Source organism: Clostridium sp. DL-VIII (assembly GCF_000230835.1).
GTDB lineage: Bacteria > Bacillota > Clostridia > Clostridiales > Clostridiaceae > Clostridium.
The window spans coordinates 1,984,977-2,002,196 of sequence record NZ_CM001240.1 but is presented as its reverse complement, the minus strand read 5'-3'; the positions used below and the strand labels follow the sequence as shown (position 1 = coordinate 2,002,196).

Here is a 17,220-nt window from a genome sequence, read left to right as displayed (position 1 = left end):
TCCTCGTTATATTTCCCCTTCTAAATTTGCATTTTTTATTTTATCTTTTGGAATATTAATTTCTGCGTCTCCTTCAACTACTATTTCATTTTCCAAGACATCTTTTAATATTCCTTTTATACTTTTTGACCCATTAATTGAACTTGTAAACTTAACAAGCACTTCGCGTCCTATAAATCTCTTGAAATGTTCTTCAGTATACAAGCCTCTATTAAGACCAGGTGAAGAAACTTCTAAATAATACGCCTCTTTAATTGGATCTTCAGCATCTAACACATCACTTATCCTTCTTGAAACAGATTCACAATCATTAAGCGATACTCTATCATCTTCTTTATCTATATATATTCTTAAATAAAAATCTCCATTTTCTTTTACGTATTCTACGTAATATAATTGACAAGATAATTCTAAAACAATAGGCCTTACTAATTCCTCAATTTTCTCGATCAATACGTCTTTCTTCATTTTCTAACCCTCACTTTCATCTTTTAAAAACCCACACTAATATAAACATCAAGCATGAAAACTAAATTTATTTGTCTATATCTTATGCATTTTTAAAATTTGTAATCAAAAACGCAACTATCTTAAGTTAGTTGCGTTACAAACAGAAAGAGCGGGTAATTTTCCCACTCCTTTTTTCTAGCTATTAGAAATTAATCTTCTTATATGATAACATAAACAAATCAATATTACAAGAAACAATTTAATGCAATTCACAGTTTACAATGTACAATTCACAATTATGGTTGAAATCCTCTGGATTTCTTTAAATATATTTCAAAAATCTACATGCAGATTTTATTATATCTATTGCAAATTTAATTATTCACAATAACTCGAAATCCTATAAAGATTGCAATTATCATTGCCAGTTGCACATTACACTATATATTTTTAAAAATTTCACAGAAATTTTCTCCTCAACTGTAAACTCTTAACTGTTAACTGCTTTAAAGTTTCTCTACTTCTTCCATAAGAGCATCTATCAATTCTTCTTCTTTTACTTTTTTTATTATTTCGCCTTTTTTGAAAATTATTCCTTCTCCAATGCCACCAGCAATTCCAAGATCACACTCTCTTGCTTCCCCTGGGCCATTTACTATGCAGCCCATAACTGCAACCTTAATGTCTTTTTTGCAATTTTCTAATCTCTTTTCAACCTCTTCTGCAATTTTAATCAAATTAATTTGAGTTCTTCCGCAAGTAGGACATGATATAAATTCAATTCCTTTTTTCTTTAAACCTAATGCTTTTAAAATTTCGATTCCAACTTTCACTTCATTTACAGGGTCACTAGTGAGTGATACTCTTATAGTATCTCCTATACCTTCTGAAAGAAGTGTCCCTATTCCTATGCTTGATTTAATTGTTCCTTTTTGAGCAGTTCCTGCTTCTGTTACTCCTAGATGAAGAGGATAATCACATTTTTCTGCGATTAATCTATAGCACTCTATCATCATCTGCACATTTGAGGATTTTATCGATATCACAATATCACGAAAATCTAAATCTTCTAAAATTTTTACATGCCTTAATGCACTTTCAACCAAACCTTCAGCCGTTGGCATTCCATATTTCTCTAAAATATCTTTTTCTAGAGACCCTGAATTAACCCCAATTCTTATTGGAATCTGCTTCTTGCTGCAGGCTTCTTTTACAGCTTTAATTCTATCCACACTACCTATATTCCCAGGATTTATTCTAAGAGCTGAAACACCATTTTCGATAGCTCTTAATGCCAATTTATAATCAAAATGTATATCTGCAACTACTGGAATAGAAGCTCTTCTTGTTATCTCACCTAAACTTTCTGCATCATCCATATCTAGCACTGCACATCTTACAATATCACAGCCAGCATCATACAGTTTTTCTATTTGTTTTAATGTTCCCTCTATGTCCTTAGTACGCGTTGTCGTCATTGATTGTACTGTAATTGGAGCATCTCCTCCAACATATATATTTCCAACTTTAACTTTTCGTGATTTTCTTCTCTCCATCTAACGTATCGCCTCTTACTTTCTCTAAATTAACACACTAAATCAGTTAAGAGTTATAAGTTATGAATTAAGAGTTAATGATGAAATCCCTACAGGGATTTCTAAAAAATATTATTATTTAGAAAGGCCAAAGGCTTTTCTTCCTAAACTCTTAACTTTCAACTCTTAATTTTTAACTGTTTAAAATTGTACTGGGAATACTATATCTTTTATTGTCACCAGTATCATTAATGCTATAAGAGTTGCAAAGCCCATATAATTCAATCCTGCAACTATCTTATCTGGAACCTTTCTCCTAGTTATGAACTCTATTAATAATATTACACACCATCCACCGTCTAATGCTGGGAATGGTAACAAATTAAATACTGCTAAGTTAACACTTAAAAATCCCACAAAATAAATTAAATTCCAGATTCCCGCTTGAGCACTTGCTGCAGACATTTTTACTATTGTAAGTGGTCCTCCTACATCAGTTTTAAGATTAGCTTTTCCTGTAAATATCATTTTAAGACCTTTAAATGTTTGAGACACTAATGATGCTGTTTGATTTAAACTTTGCTTGAAGCTGGTTCCGATATTTGGATTTTCTATTTTATCAGGATACCCCATTCCTATTTTATATTGCCCTTCATCATTAATTTTAGGTGTTATAACTATATTCTTCTCCTCACCGTTTCTGTCAACTAGAAAATTAGTAGTTTGACCTTTTGATAAATATATATCAAATATAATATCATCAAAGTAAAAGACTTTAGAATTTCCTATCTTCAAAATCTTATCTCCACTCATTAATCCAGCCTCATATGCAGCTGATCCATTTTCTATTTCACCAGCAGTTGTTGGTCTGTATCCAAAATTATATGTTATGGTTGTAAATATAACTATTGCTAATAAGTAATTCATTACTACACCAGCAATTATTATACTTATTCTTCTTAAAGGAGGTTTAGCAGAAAAACTTCTTTCATCTTGAACCGCTTCTTCTTCTCCCATCATTTTTACATATCCACCAACTGGAAATATACCTAAGGAATATTTTGTTTCCTTTCCTTGTTTAGATAAAATCTTTGGTCCCATTCCAATTGAAAATTCTTCAACTCTTACACCATTTAATTTTGCTAAAGTAAAATGACCTAGTTCATGTACAATTATTAAAACTCCGAAAGCTAAAATAGCCAAAATTATATACATATAAAAAACTTACCTCCTTAAAGCACTACTTTTTTGATTACATATTCTTTTACTCTCTTATCTAAGTTAATAATATTTTCTAAAGTCAACTCTTTTTTGACCTCATCCTTAAACACTTCCATACACTTTTCTATTAAATTTGGTATTTGTAAAAATTTTATTTTTTCATTTAAAAATAATTCTACTGCTGCCTCATTAGCTCCGTTCAAAATAGTTGGCATAAGCCCCCCTATTCTTCCAGCCTTAAAAGACAACTCTAAAGCCTTAAACGTATCTAAATCTGGTTTTTCAAAGGTTAGTTTTGATATTTCATAGAAGTCTATTGTATCTGCAATAAGCTTCTCCCTCTTCTCATAGTTTAAAGCATATTGAATAGGCAATCGCATATCTTGAGCTCCAAGCTGTGCTATTATGCTTCCATCAGTATATTCAACCATAGAATGTACAACACTCTGTGGATGAACTACAACCTGTATATTATCATAATTACAATTAAAAAGCCAATGAGCCTCTATAACCTCAAGCCCTTTATTCATAAGAGTTGCTGAATCTATGGAGATTTTTTTTCCCATATTCCATTTAGGATGTTTCAACGCATCTTCAACTTTTATATCAATAAGTTCCTCTTTTATCTTCCCTCTAAAAGGACCTCCAGATGCAGTTAAAATTATTTTTCTTAAAGCATTAGTATCATTCCCTCTTAAAGACTGAAATATAGCACTATGCTCTGAATCTACCGGAAGTATTTTTACATTATTCTCTTTAGCTGCTTTCATTACTAATTCCCCTGCAACTACTAATGTCTCCTTATTAGCGAGAGCAATATCCTTTTTAGCTTCTATAGCCTTCATGGTAGGCTCTAAACCTATCATACCAACTACAGATGTCACTACTATGTCAATTTCCTCTAAACTAGCTATTTTATTAAGTCCTTCTATTCCATCCAAAACTTCTACTAATCTATTGCCCACTTTGCAATATTCTCTTATTTCATGAGCACTTTTAAAATCCATCATGGCTACATATGAAGGTTTAAATTCTTCTATTATTCCAATGACTTTTTCTACAGAAGTGTTGGCTGTCACTCCTATTAACCTTAATTCACCATTTGATTTTCTAATTACATCCAGCGTTTGAGTTCCTATTGACCCAGTACACCCTAGTATAGAAATTTTTTTCATTCTCTTTCCTCCTAAAAGCAAATCCCAAGCTAGCATCATACTACTGACAAGTAAATCAAAAACTTGATTTATTACTTGTAATTTTTAGATTATACTGCACACACTTACAACTCATAACTGGTTAATTCATTTTATCTAGTTCACACATAACAGGAATACAAGTTGCAAATCTAATTTTTAATGTGAAATTCTTGGTTTGTGCTATAAATTATTTCTTTTGCTATAATGCTATACATTGGTCCGACTAATATTCCTAGAAGACCAAATATCTTAACTCCAATATATATCGATAATAATATAACCAAAGGATGAATATCTAATTTGTTTCCTAAAAACTTAGCCTCTAATATTTCTCTGACAATTTCAACTAAAACATATAGGCAAATAAGCCCAAATGCAGTGATAAAATTCTTCATTATAATATTGTATATTATAATTGGAATAAATACAATTATAGTTCCCACATAAGGCAAAATGTCCAATATACCGCAAATTACTCCAAGCATAAAGCAATCAGGAATCCTAAGCACCAAAAAACCTATTATTATTTCTAATGTCGAAATTAAAATTAACATTCCCTCAATCCCTATCATTTGAATAAAATTTCTCTTTTGACCAGTAAACTTTGTCATTATCTCTATCGGGAATAGCATTGAAAATAATTCTATTATTTTTTGCTTATCTACCAATACAAAAAAAGTGCATATATTCCCTATAAAATAAGCTAAGATCCCATCCCCAGTACTTAATGCTCCTTTTCTTATATTTTGGTCATTAATTATGGAAATTACACTTCTTCCTATCTTAATATTTTCTAAATCTACATTTAAAGTAATAGAAATATCTTTAATAAGTTTATTTATTAAATCTAAATTTGCAAAATATACTTTTTTAAATATGTAAAATATTTCGCTGCCTAAATATACTCCAATAAGCACTATAGATATATTAATAACTATTATACTTAAGGCACCCGCTATTTTACTCGGAATTTTAGCTTTTATCATAATTTTATAAATAGGCGCACATATTACAGTCATAATAATCATAGATAAAAAAGGCCTAAAATAGTACTTTATTAAGAATGTTACTATTATTACTAATACAAGAGAAAATAAAAGTGAAAAAAGTTTTTTATATGCCGTAAAAATAATCCTCACCTCACTAAACTTTTAATCATTGCTACTTTTATAATATATGCATCTAATTTTCTCTTAAAAACTCCTTATTTCATTTACATAAAAAATACTTATGAAAAAAAAAAAAATTAAACTTTATATTTGAACTATAAAGTTTAATTTCTAAATCAATGTAACTATTAAATTTTTATTATAAATGTTAAATAATAAAAAACTACAGTTGCCGAAAATATTATACTGTCAAATCTGTCCAATATTCCCCCATGACCCGGAATTAAGTTACTATAATCTTTTATTCCTACATATCTCTTTATTGAAGATGCAACCAAATCCCCCAATTGTCCAAACAAGCCACATAGCGCACCTATCAAGAAATAATTATATATTGGCATAATATTAGTATAATGCTGTATTACTATTCCAAAAACTCCTGTAAAAACAGTTGCACCTATAAGACCACCAAGTGAACCTTCTATTGTTTTCTTAGGTGAAACTTTAGGCGATAATTTATGCTTTCCAAAGTTTTTGCCACAATAATATGCCGCTGTATCTGAAAGCCATGAACCAATAAATATGATCCAAACTAAAAATTCTCCTTTGTTTTTTGCATTAATTAAGTATACAAAACTAAATAAAATCCCACAGTATATAAATCCAAGCACCGTAAGCGAAACATCTACAAATGTATACTCCAGATTTATAACCGGAAGTATTAACAATATAAATGTTGCAATAACAATAATATACATCATATATTCAAAATTATTATTCAAAAGATAATATATTATTAATAAAATATACCCTATACTCTTTATTGGTTTTAAATTTTTCTCTTTTAATGCATTGTAAAATTCCCATAGTGCCATTATAGATATTGCAAAAACAAACCCTTTAAGATAAATTCCTCCAAGAAAAACAAATATGATAAACGGAGCAATCATAGCTGCACCTAGATATCTATTATCAGACTTCAAAATCTAATCACTCCCCTATTTTACTTTTCCAAAGCGCCTATCCCTATTTTGATAATCCGCTATAGCTCTTTGTAAATCCTTTTCCTTAAAATCTGGCCAATTTATATTTGCATACCAAAATTCTGAATAAGCACATTGCCATAATAAGAAATTACTAAGCCTTTGCTCACCAGATGGTCTGATAATTATATCTGGATCCGGTATACCTTTTGTATATAAATATTCTTCCACCAATTTCTCATTAATGTCCTCTTCATTTATTTTATTACTTTTCACTTCTGAACTAATCAGTTTTATTGCTCTAACAATCTCATCTCTTCCACCATAATTTAAAGCAAAATTCAAATTTATTTTTGTATTGTTCTTAGTAGTCTCTATAGCGTTTTCTAATGCTTTTTGACATTCTTCAGGTAATTTTGACATATCTCCCAAAAGATTCATTTTAACACCATTTTCATGACATTCTCTCAATTCCTTATTTAAATAAGTAACTAAAAGCTTCATTATTGCTCCAACTTCATCTTTAGGCCTAGCCCAATTTTCAGTTGAGAAAGCATATAAAGTTAAATTTTTAACTCCAAGTCTTGTGGCCTCTTTCAATATCCTTCTAATACTTTCCATTCCAGCTTTGTGTCCCATACTTCTTGGTAAATTTTGACTTTTAGCCCATCGTCCATTCCCATCCATTATTATTGCAATATGATTAGGTATGTTATTCATATCAAGCTCAAATTCTTTATTTTCTTCTTTTTTTGATTTAAATATATTTAACATATTTTCTCCCCCTAGTTTACTAACATAACTTTATTAAGCCCTATTATTTTGAGCAAGTTATATAAACTAAATATTTTGCACCTGAGCTAAGCTTAGCTTTTTATTATTATTTGAAACCCACTTCTCATTTATGTACTTACTTATAGATTATACTATGAATACTAAGCTAGAATGCTTATAGAGAAGGTTTCAAGAATGAAATATGCAATAAGCAGTTCATACAAAATCTTTTCTTTTAAGAAAAAAACCTGCTTTTTAGCAGGTTTTAAAATTCAGGCTTATGAAATAATATGCCTTAAACTGATAAGACCTCTTTTTCCTTTGCAGCAATTATAGCATCTATTTCTTTCACAACTGCATCAGTCTTCTTTTGAACATCATCTTCAGCTTTTTTTATTTGATCTTCTGATAAATCAGCATCTTTCTTTAATGCTTTTATTTTATCATTAGCATTTTTTCTAATCGATCTTACGGCTACCTTAGCTTCTTCCCCTGTTTTCTTTACATTTTTAACAAGATTCTTTCTAGTTTCTTCTGTTAATTCTGGTATCACTAATCTGATAATAGAACCATCACTTGAAGGATTTAATCCTAAATCTGATTTTAAAATAGCTTTTTCTATATCTTTTAATATGGGTCTTTCCCATGGTGTTATCATAAGTACTCTTGGCTCTGGAGCTGAAACATTTGCCACTTGGCTAAGTGGGCACATGCTTCCATAATACTCGACTTGAATTCTGTCAAGCATTGTTGGGTTTGCTCTTCCAGCTTTCATTGTTGATAAATCTGATTTTAATACAGATATTGTTTTTTTCATTTTTTCTTCTGCATTTTGAATAATATCCTTAATCATGATTTCCCTCCTATTTCTTTTTTAAGTCACATGAAAGAAAATAATAGACAAAATAATAATCTGTTATTTTCTTGGTTGTGTCGCAACTAATGTACCTATATTTTCTCCATATATAGCCTTCTTAATATTTCCTGGTTCATCTAATCCAAATACAAGGATTGGAATTTCATTATCCATGCATAACGAAGTCGCTGTAGAGTCCATTACTTGTAATCCTTGCTCTAATACCTCTATATATGATAGTGTATCATATTTTTTTGCATCTGAATACTTATGAGGATCTTTATCATAAACCCCATCAACCTTCTTAGCCAAAAGAATCACATCTGCTTCAATTTCAGCAGCTCTAAGGGCTGCAGTTGTATCTGTTGAGAAATATGGATTTCCTGTACCAGCTGCAAAAATAACAACTCTTCCTTTTTCCAAATGCCTCATTGCTCTTCTTCTTATGAATGGTTCCGCAATTTCCTTCATCTCTATAGCAGTTTGTACTCTTGTTTTAACTCCCACTTGTTCTAAAGAATCTTGAAGTGCTAAAGCATTTATACAAGTTGCCATCATTCCCATATAATCCGCAGTAGTTCTATCCATGCCTTCTCCACTTCTGCCTCTCCAGATGTTTCCGCCACCTACTACTGTTCCCACTTCAACACCCATATCAACTAATTCCTTAATTTCTAGGGCTATTCTTTTCGCTACATTAAAATCAAGTCCAAATCCATTAACTCCTGCTAATGCTTCTCCCGAAAGCTTTAAAATCACTCTCTTGTATTTACAATCTGCCATTTATAATTACCTCCCAAATATTTTAAGGATTATCTGAAAACCTTTTTTAAAATTATATTTACTTTACTTCTTAAACGCATGAAAAAGTAATAGAATATTGCTTATCTATTAGTTTCTCATTGCGCTTTAAAAAAAGAGAACACAAAGTGTTCTCTTTAGGCTTCAACTATTTACCGATTTGTCTTGCAACTTCTTCAGCAAAATCTACCTTTTCAACTTCGATTCCTTCTCCTCTTTCGTATCTTACGAATCTAGTTACTTTAATTGGAGAACCAACCTCTTTAGATTTTTCTTCTAAGAATTTAGTGATTGTTTTATCGCTATCCTTAACCCAAAGTTGTTCTAAAAGACAAACTTCTTTGAAATACTTTTGAATTCTTCCAACAACCATTTTTTCAACTATTTTTTCTGGCTTTCCTTCATTTAAAGCTTGAACTCTGTAAATTTCTTTTTCTTTTTCCATAGATGTTGTATCTACATCATCTTTTCCTAAGAATAATGGGTTTGCTGCAGCAATTTGCATACAAACTTCTTTAGCAACTTCATCTAAAACGTCAGAAGCTTTATCACAAGAAAGTTCTACTAAAACTCCGATTCTTCCGCCACCATGAATATAGCTGCTAACTATTCCATTATCAATAGCGAATTTAGTAAATCTTCTTACTGACATGTTTTCACCAAGTTTTGCTATTAAAGCTTTTAAGCTTTCTGTAACAGTAGCATCTCCTTCAAACTTTTCATTAAGAAGTTCTTCTACTGTTGTAACAGAAGTTTCAGCTACCATTTTAGCTAATTTGTCAGCAAAACCAACAAATTCTTCATTTAATGCAACGAAATCTGTTTCACAGTTGAATTCAAGAACTGCTCCAGTTTTCTTATCACTTGAAATATATGTCTTAACTATACCTTCAGCAGCAACTCTACCTGATTTTTTAGCCGCATCCGCAAGTCCTTTTTCTCTTAAAAATTCTACTGCCTTTTCAATACTACCTTCTGTTTCAACTAGAGCCTTTTTACAATCCATCATTTTTGCTCCAGTCATTTCTCTTAGTTCTTTAACTAATTGTGCAGATATATTTGCCATAATTTTAATTTCCTCCTCTATATATAAAGTAATCCTTAACATTTAATTAGGTATATTCAAAAAAATAATAAGCCTGTTTGCCAGTCTATTTTTGTTATACTTTCCAGTATAATTACTTAATAGCCCAACTATGATGCGATTATAATCATTTAAGTAATGAAAAACAACCGCATCATGGACTTATTATTTCTCTTCATATCCTCACAAGGGAAGTTGAAATCTACTCACTTACCTCGCTTTAATTATTCAGCTGCTAATTGTTCACCTTGTCTTCCTTCTATAATAGCATCAGCCATTTTAGCAGTTATTAATTTAACAGCTCTGATAGCATCATCATTACCTGGGATTACATAATCTACTTCTTCTGGATCACAGTTAGTGTCTACGATAGCTACTACTGGAATTCCTAAAATTTTAGCTTCTAATATAGCATTTTTTTCTTTTCTTGGATCAACAATAAACATTGCTCCTACATTTGAAGCATCTAAGTTTCTGATACCACCAAGATTTTTTTGAAGCTTTTCTAATTCTCCTTTAAGTTTTATAACTTCTTTCTTAGGAAGAACATCAAAAGTTCCATCTTCTTGCATTTTTTCGATTTGTTCTAATTTTCTTATTCTACCTCTAATAGTTGAGAAGTTTGTCAACATTCCACCTAACCATCTGTTATTTACGAAATGCATATTACTTCTTATTGCTTCTTCTTCAATAGCTTCTTGAGCTTGTTTCTTAGTTCCAACGAATAATATATCTTTTCCTTCTTCTGATACTTCTTTAATGAAGTTATAAGCTTCTTCAGCTTTTTTAACTGTTTTTTGAAGATCTATGATATAGATTCCGTTTCTTTCTGTGAAGATATATGGAGCCATTTTAGGATTCCATCTTCTTGTTTGGTGTCCGAAATGTACACCTGCTTCTAATAATTGTTTCATTGATATTACTGACATTTTGTTACCTCCTTGGTTTTTACCTCCACTATCTTTAGCTCATAAATTTCCCTTAATTTAAGGGCACCTAATTTACAAATTGGATAGTGTGTGTATTTTCTTACCTTTAGTAGTATATCACAAGGTATTTAACTCATCAACAAAAATTTATGAATTATTATAAAAGTTTTCTCAAAATCATTAAAGTTTATACACAAACCTTAATTAATTTACAGTTAACAATTCACAATTTACAATTAAGAAGAAAATTCCACAGACTTTTCTTTAAAATATTTGTTAAAAACTCTTTTTAAAAAAGTGAAATTCTAATTTTTGTATTTTAACTCTTGTACTTTCTCTTTGAGCTTCATCTTTAACTTATCGCTTGCACTAAGTTAATTTCTTAATATGTTTTCTATGTAATAAAAAAATAGCTATAGGTCAATATTTCCCCATAGCTATCACATTATTTAATTTTCTTTAATTCTTCTATTAGCTTCTCATTTAGTATTCTAATATAAGTTCCCTTCATACCAAGGGATCTTGATTCGATTACTCCAGCACTTTCGAATTTTCTCAGCGCGTTCACGATAACACTTCTAGTTATACCTACCTTATCTGCTATCTTTGAAGCTACTAATAATCCTTCATTTCCATTTAACTCGTCAAAAATATGTTCAACAGCTTCTAGCTCAGAATATGAAAGAGTTCCTATAGCTAACTGAACAACTGCTTTTTTTCTCGCTTCATCTGCAATTTCATCCTGCATAGCTCTAAGCATTTCCATTCCTACAATTGTTGCACTATATTCTACTAATACTAAATCATCATCAGTAAATGGGTTTCCAAATCTAGCTAATATTAATGTTCCCGTTCTCTCTCTGCTTCCTATAATAGGTATTATTGTTGATAGTTTATCAACCTTTTTGCATTTTCCAATTTCCTGAAATACACATCTACCTTCATTAGGAAGGTTAGCTAACGTTTCATCCGCCTCAAGTAAAGTTTTATTATAATCTTCTGGAAATCTCTTATCTTCTATTACCTTTTTCTTCATAGCATCACATTCAAAATCTTTACCAAAAGCATATCCGAGTACTTTTCCTTTTTTACTTATTATGTATACATTACACTCAAGAACTTCACTCAAAAGCTTACATATATCTTGAAAGGCTACAGGTTCCGTACCAGATTTCTGTAGAATTTTATTTAACATTCTAGTTTTATTTAATAATGATGACATATTGTTATCCTCCTCAGCAACTGTATTACAATATTGTTAATAAATTTAAGATGTAATTGATAGAATATTCGTAATTTATTGAATTTTCTTACAAGTCGCTACTAAAATTAGTTTATCATATAAAATTCCGCATTTCAACACTCTTTTTGTGTTATCGACAAAATAATGTTGCTTACTCTTCTTTTATATTTCCTAGTGTCTACTTTTCATTTTCTTCTGTTTCATCCTTTTTCACTTCTTCTTTATAATTACATTCACTATTAGAACATTGTATATACTTTCCTTTGGCCTTTGAATACTTTAACACCATATACGAATTACATTTTGGACATTTTTCTTTTACTGGTTCATACCAACTTACAAATTTACATTCCGGATAGCCTGTGCACCCAAAGAATTTCTTTCCTTTTTTACTCTTTTTAGCTACAATAGGCTTTCCACATTCTGGGCATGGTACATCTAACTCTTCAACTATTGGCTTAGCATTTTTACACTCCGGATACCCAGGGCATGCCAAAAATTCACCATATCTTCCTCTTTTGATGACCATCATACGGCCACATTTCTCGCATTTCACATCACTAACTTTGTCTTCGATTACAACCTTTGATATTTCTTTTTCGGCTTTTTCAATTGCAATCTTTAATGGATTAAAGAATTCTTCTACAATTCGTGTCCAATTTTCATTTCCTTCTTCAACATCATCGAGTTTCTTTTCCATATCTGCTGTAAAATCAACATCAACAATCTGCTTGAAATATTCGCTCACTATATTATTTACAATTTCGCCAAGCTCTGTAGGAATTAAATTTTTCTTTTCACGAACTACATAGTTTCTTCCGAGTAATGTCGAAATAGTTGGTACATAAGTACTAGGTCTGCCTATGCCTTTTTCTTCTAGTAACTTAACAAAAGATGCTTCTGTATATCTTGGAGCTGGCTGTGTAAAATGTTGAGTTCCTTGAAGAGAATCTAATTTAAGTTCTTCATCTTCCTTTAATTCTGGTAATATTACAGAATTTTCATCATCTTCATTCGAATATTCATATATCTTCATAAAACCATCAAATGCAATTACTGATCCTGATGCCTTGAATTTATAATCTCCATTTTCTATATCTATGGAATTTGTATTCAATTCACAAGACGCCATTTGGCTTGCTACAAATCTATTCCATATTAACGAATATAATTTATATTGCTCTGCAGTTAAATTCTCTTTTGCCATCTGCGGTGTAATTTCCACATACGTAGGTCTTATAGCCTCGTGGGCATCTTGAATATTCTTCTTTCCTTTATATATTCTTGCTGAACCTGGCAAATATTCTTTTCCATAAGTATCTCCTATAAACTTTTTAGCACCTTCTTGTGCTTCTTCAGAAATTCTTACAGAATCAGTTCTCATATAAGTTATTAAACCTACTGTTCCATAACCTTTTATCTCCACGCCTTCATAAAGACCTTGTGCTATTGACATTGTTCTTTTAGTCATGAAATTTAATTTCCTATTTGCATCCTGTTGAAGGGTACTCGTAGTGAATGGTGGAAGTGGATTTCTGCTTTTCTTCCCTTTTTTTATAGCTTTAACAATGAACTTTCCTCTTTTTAGCTCTTCTACAATAGTATTTGAGGTCTCTTCATTTTCGATTTCTATCTTTTTTCCCTTATAGGTTGATAATCTAACTGGAAACTTTTTCTTTTCCTTTTTAAGCGTACAATCTATAGACCAATATTCCTTAGGAATAAATTCATTTATTTCCTTTTCTCTATCACATATTAATTTTAAAGCTGCTGATTGTACTCTACCAGCACTAAGTCCCCATTTTACATTTCTCCATAAAATTGGGCTTATCTCATAACCAACTAATCTATCTAATATTCTTCTTGCCTGCTGTGCATCCACTAGGTCTAAGTCTATTTTTCTTGCCTGTTTTATTGATGCTTTAACAGCATTTTTTGTAACTTCATTAAATACAATTCTGCAAGTTTCATCTTCTGATATTTTTAAAATATTTGCTAAATGCCATGATATAGCTTCTCCCTCTCTATCAGGGTCGGTAGCTAAATAAACTTTATCTGCTTTTTTAGCAGCTTTTCTCAATTTATCTATTAATTCACCTTTACCTCTGATTGTTATATATTTAGGAGTATAATTATTTTCTATATCAACACCTAATGTACTTTTTGGTAAGTCTCTTACGTGTCCCATAGACGCCTCTACAATATAATTCTTTCCTAAATACTTTCCGATTGTTTTTGCTTTTGCTGGCGACTCAACAATTACAAGTTTTTGACCCATATTATAACTTCATAAAAAATATGAAGTATTCACCCCCCTGCATATTTTTATATTGTTTTCACATAGTAATTTCCAGGTAAACAAATAATCTCATTTTTTATCTGCATTTCAAACAACAACGCATATAAAGCTCCTCTATCAACAGATGCATTTTTAAAAATATCATCTATGTGAACTGGCGAATCTGTAATTAAATCTAAAATTTCGCTCTTTTCTGGCGTAAGCTTTATAGGATTTTCTATATATTCCAAATCAAGAAATACTCGTAAATCATTTATATCTGTACAGGCACCTGCACCACCATCTCTAATTAATTTATTAGCACCTCGTGCTCCTTCATAAAATATAGAACCTGGTACTGCAATAACTTTCTTATCCTGCTCATTAGCCAGTCTGGCCGTTATTAATGATCCACTTTTTTCAGAAGCTTCTGTAACTACTATCCCTTGGCTCAACCCACTAATTATTCTATTCCTTCTAGGAAAATTTTCTCTTAATGGTTCTGTACCAAGCAAAAATTCTGAAACTACCACGCCTTTTTCCGCTATTTGAGAAAACAACATTTTATTTTCAGCTGGATATACTATATCTATGCCACATCCTAGCACGCATATGTTATATCCATTATTTTCCAAAGCAGTTTTATGTGCAATCGAATCTACTCCTCTTGCACCTCCGCTTATAAGCGTTATATTATTAGTAATAAGCTCCTTTGTCAAGAGTTTTGTTACAGTTAGTCCATAATTTGAGCATTTTCTTGCCCCTACAATTCCTATAGATTTGTTTTTTATAACCTCTATATTCCCCTTATAAAACAGAAAATATGGGGGATGTAAAATCCCACTCAATTTCTCTCTATACAAAGGATTATCATACGTAATGTATCCAATACTTTTTTTATACAATGTCTCTTTTAAATTTAATACTTGATAATGCAAATCTTCTTTCTGAAAATTTTTTAATTTTTTATTTATAATTTTATTTTCTTTTAAAATCTCTTCAAAATTATTATATACATTTTCTGCTGTGTTATATTTATTTATTAACTTTATTTTTTGAAAATTTGATATATCAAGAAGTATTAACCATAATTCATAATTCATACTTTTTCTCCCTTTCTATATAATTTCTCCATTAATATTTTTTCTATAACTAAAAGCTTCTAAAATATGTCCTTCTGATATATCCTTTTCATTGTCTATATCAGCTATAGTTCTAGCGATTTTTATTACTTTTCCATACCCTCTTAATGATACATTAGACGTATTATAATAATGTTTTAAAATTTCTGCACATTTCTTATTAACTCTACAAATTTCAAAAATATCCTTTCCTTTTATATCTGAATTGTATTTATAAGTTGTATTTTTAAATCTTTGTCTTTGAATCTTTATTGCTCTAAGAACATTCTCTTTCATAATTTTCGAGTCATAAGAATCTTTCTCTTTTTTTATTTCATCGTAATCTAATCTCGGCACATAATTTAGAATATCAATTCTATCTAGTAATGCACTTGAAAACTTATTTGAATATTTATTTATTTTTGAATTAAAATAGTATTTATTATCATTAAAATCTTTATCTTCGTTATTTTCTACAGGATTAAATGCTCCTATAAGCAAAAAGTCAGCTGGCATTATATAATTGCCATTAAGCCTTGTTATATTTACACTTTTTTCTTCAAGGGGCTCTCTAAGCGATTCTAATGCTTCCTTTTTAAATTCTAAGATTTCATCCAAAAACAATACTCCATTATGTGCTAATGTTATTTCTCCAGGCTTTATTTCTTTGCCACCGCCAATTAATGATAATTTTGTTGTGGTATGATGTGGTGCTCTAAATGGCCTTTTTACATAAGACTCTTTATTAATAAGTCCACATGCACTATAAATCTTAGCAACTTCCAACAGTTCCCCTTGGGATAATGAAGGTAAAATTGATATCAATGCTTTTGCAAGCATTGTCTTTCCACATCCAGGCTCGCCATAAAGAATAATATTATGTTTTCCAGCCGCTGCTATTTCTAATGCTCTCTTAGATGAGTATTGCCCTATAATATGACCATAATCTAACAAATCATAATCTTCTTTTTCTTTTATTTCATCACTATCGTCATAAGGAAGCATATCTTCATAGGTTATATAAGAAATTACTTCTTTCAAAGTTCTTAGAGGATAATACTTTCCTCCTTTAAAATAATAGGTCTCTTCCAAATTTTCATAAGGAAATATGAATTTATTAATATTCTTTCGAACCCCCTCTATTATTATAGGTATGGTGCCCTTTACACCTTTTAATTCACCAAATAAAGATAATTCTCCAAATATAATATAATCATCTACGTTTTTTCTACAAATTTGGTTAGATTCCATAAGAATTCCAAGTGCAATAGGTAAATCCAATAAAGATCCAATTTTTCTAACATCTGCTGGTGCCAGATTAATAGTAATTCTACCCAATGGGAATTCAAATCCACAATTTATAATCGCTGCTCTAACTCTTTCTTTTGCTTCCTTTACCGAAGCATCTGGAAGCCCGACTATATTGAATATTGGTAGTCCCTTAGATATATCTACTTCAACATTAATTAAGAAACCTTCCAATTGATTATGAGTTGCGCTTATTATTTTCACTGCCATGTAATTCACCTCTTACAGAATTATAGACACACATTTGAATATTAATTCTATAAAAATAAATTTGTTTAAAATTTTTTTCATTGTTAATACTTTCAATATAAATTATGAACTGTAAACTATAC

General features: G+C 30.4%; 15 protein-coding genes. All 15 read right to left on the bottom strand.

Annotated elements, in window-relative coordinates; genetic code table 11:
* Positions 1-6 precede the first annotated feature (6 nt).
* Positions 7-468 (bottom strand): ribosome maturation factor RimP, encoded by a 462-nt coding sequence (gene rimP / locus CDLVIII_RS09165; RefSeq protein ID WP_009169169.1) that lies wholly within the window; start codon positions 466-468, stop codon positions 7-9.
* A 488-nt stretch (positions 469-956) separates the two neighbouring features.
* Positions 957-2,006 (bottom strand): flavodoxin-dependent (E)-4-hydroxy-3-methylbut-2-enyl-diphosphate synthase, encoded by a 1,050-nt coding sequence (gene ispG / locus CDLVIII_RS09160; RefSeq protein WP_009169168.1) that lies wholly within the window; start codon positions 2,004-2,006, stop codon positions 957-959.
* Between the two features lie 180 nt (positions 2,007-2,186).
* A complete protein-coding gene (locus CDLVIII_RS09155; protein ID WP_009169167.1) occupies positions 2,187-3,200 on the bottom strand; it encodes a M50 family metallopeptidase in 1,014 nt (337 codons plus the stop codon).
* A 17-nt stretch (positions 3,201-3,217) separates the two neighbouring features.
* On the bottom strand, positions 3,218-4,381 hold the full coding sequence (gene dxr, locus CDLVIII_RS09150; RefSeq protein WP_009169166.1) for a 1-deoxy-D-xylulose-5-phosphate reductoisomerase: 1,164 nt from the start codon (positions 4,379-4,381) through the stop codon (positions 3,218-3,220).
* 170 nt (positions 4,382-4,551) lie between these two features.
* A complete protein-coding gene (locus CDLVIII_RS09145; RefSeq protein ID WP_009169165.1) occupies positions 4,552-5,541 on the bottom strand; it encodes an AI-2E family transporter in 990 nt (329 codons plus the stop codon).
* Between the two features lie 158 nt (positions 5,542-5,699).
* The gene (locus CDLVIII_RS09140; protein WP_009169164.1) at positions 5,700-6,494 is read right to left on the bottom strand and encodes a phosphatidate cytidylyltransferase; all 795 of its coding nucleotides are present in this window, start codon (positions 6,492-6,494) and stop codon (positions 5,700-5,702) included.
* A 15-nt stretch (positions 6,495-6,509) separates the two neighbouring features.
* Positions 6,510-7,268, bottom strand: coding sequence for an isoprenyl transferase (locus tag CDLVIII_RS09135; RefSeq protein ID WP_009169163.1), 759 nt, complete (start codon positions 7,266-7,268; stop codon positions 6,510-6,512).
* Between the two features lie 295 nt (positions 7,269-7,563).
* Positions 7,564-8,121, bottom strand: coding sequence for a ribosome recycling factor (gene frr, locus CDLVIII_RS09130; RefSeq protein ID WP_009169162.1), 558 nt, complete (start codon positions 8,119-8,121; stop codon positions 7,564-7,566).
* A 63-nt stretch (positions 8,122-8,184) separates the two neighbouring features.
* A complete protein-coding gene (pyrH, locus tag CDLVIII_RS09125; protein ID WP_009169161.1) occupies positions 8,185-8,907 on the bottom strand; it encodes a UMP kinase in 723 nt (240 codons plus the stop codon).
* Positions 8,908-9,073: 166 nt separating this feature from the next.
* On the bottom strand, positions 9,074-9,991 hold the full coding sequence (gene tsf / locus CDLVIII_RS09120) for a translation elongation factor Ts (RefSeq protein WP_009169160.1): 918 nt from the start codon (positions 9,989-9,991) through the stop codon (positions 9,074-9,076).
* Positions 9,992-10,233: 242 nt separating this feature from the next.
* Positions 10,234-10,938 carry a 30S ribosomal protein S2 gene (gene rpsB / locus CDLVIII_RS09115; RefSeq protein ID WP_009169159.1) on the bottom strand — a complete coding sequence of 235 codons (705 nt, stop codon included), beginning with the start codon at positions 10,936-10,938 and terminating at the stop codon, positions 10,234-10,236.
* 445 nt (positions 10,939-11,383) lie between these two features.
* A complete protein-coding gene (codY, locus tag CDLVIII_RS09110; RefSeq protein WP_009169158.1) occupies positions 11,384-12,160 on the bottom strand; it encodes a GTP-sensing pleiotropic transcriptional regulator CodY in 777 nt (258 codons plus the stop codon).
* A 199-nt stretch (positions 12,161-12,359) separates the two neighbouring features.
* On the bottom strand, positions 12,360-14,459 hold the full coding sequence (topA, locus tag CDLVIII_RS09105) for a type I DNA topoisomerase (protein ID WP_009169157.1): 2,100 nt from the start codon (positions 14,457-14,459) through the stop codon (positions 12,360-12,362).
* 47 nt (positions 14,460-14,506) lie between these two features.
* Positions 14,507-15,562 (bottom strand): DNA-processing protein DprA, encoded by a 1,056-nt coding sequence (gene dprA / locus CDLVIII_RS09100; RefSeq protein WP_009169156.1) that lies wholly within the window; start codon positions 15,560-15,562, stop codon positions 14,507-14,509.
* A 15-nt stretch (positions 15,563-15,577) separates the two neighbouring features.
* Positions 15,578-17,098 (bottom strand): YifB family Mg chelatase-like AAA ATPase, encoded by a 1,521-nt coding sequence (locus tag CDLVIII_RS09095; RefSeq protein ID WP_009169155.1) that lies wholly within the window; start codon positions 17,096-17,098, stop codon positions 15,578-15,580.
* Between the last annotated feature and the right edge of the window lie 122 nt (positions 17,099-17,220).